This window comes from Thermodesulfovibrionales bacterium (genome assembly GCA_026417875.1).
GTDB lineage: Bacteria > Nitrospirota > Thermodesulfovibrionia > Thermodesulfovibrionales > CALJEL01 > CALJEL01.
On record JAOACK010000113.1, the window covers coordinates 1 to 905 of the forward strand.

Sequence of the window (905 nt, forward strand, 5' to 3'; positions counted from 1 at the left end):
CAATAGGTGCGGCCCTCTATGCAGAAGAAATGTCCTCATCCTTTGCCCTTTCTTAAATACTCATTAATAGTGTCTTCAGCAATCTTAGATGCGACCTCTTCTAAAAACCTTTTTACTTTTTCTTCATCTATTAATGGCTCATCCTTATCATTTAAGTAATTTTTACTTAATACACAATGGAGTTGTTCTTTACCTTCATCCCAGTGACTTCCTATTATTTTTTCTATCTCTTTTCCTGATCTTATGAAGCGCAATGGAAGAAAGAGTTCTATGCCAAATCTTTTCATAAAAGATACATAGGCATCAAGGGCAACACCTATCTGATTAACCTTTAATCTTCCATCATGGGACTCCCTTTCTCCTCCTACAACAATCTTTATATCTAATATTTTTGTCAGAGGTATCCTTATTGCATGAAGGTAAAGATGGCATCCTACACAATGGGAATAAAAACCATATCTTTTAGAAAATTCTACAGAATATCTTCCACAAAGCCTCCACCAGAATCTTGGCGCCCCTAACAGGACTGGTTCAAAAACCTTTATACCCCTACTTTTTAATCTATCTTTCAAAAAATTTATCTTCTCAAAGGGTACATCCCAATCACCATACTCAGTTCCTGTATAGGCTATCGTAGGGATTATTGCCTCTATCTTCCTGATCTCGCAAGCCCGAATAACGGCTGCAATACTGTCCCTGCCTGCTATTTCAGCTATGACTTTATCCCTTATACCTAATATCTCATTAATAGCTGATTCTGGAAGCATCCATCTTGGAAAATCGGTGATTATTTCTGGCTTGTTTGTCAGTATCTTTAAAAGCTCTTTATTCATATCTTAAGGGTCTATAATTTCCAGGATAATAGGGCTGATTTATTGGTGTATCCCTGTCTCTTATACACATCT

Annotated in this window: 1 protein-coding gene; it reads right to left on the reverse strand. The window is 36.7% G+C overall.

The features are described from left to right. Positions 1-35 precede the first annotated feature (35 nt). Positions 36-833: a hypothetical protein gene (locus N2257_10690; protein MCX7794851.1), complete on the reverse strand. Its 798-nt coding sequence runs from the start codon at positions 831-833 to the stop codon at positions 36-38. Positions 834-905: the final 72 nt, after the last annotated feature.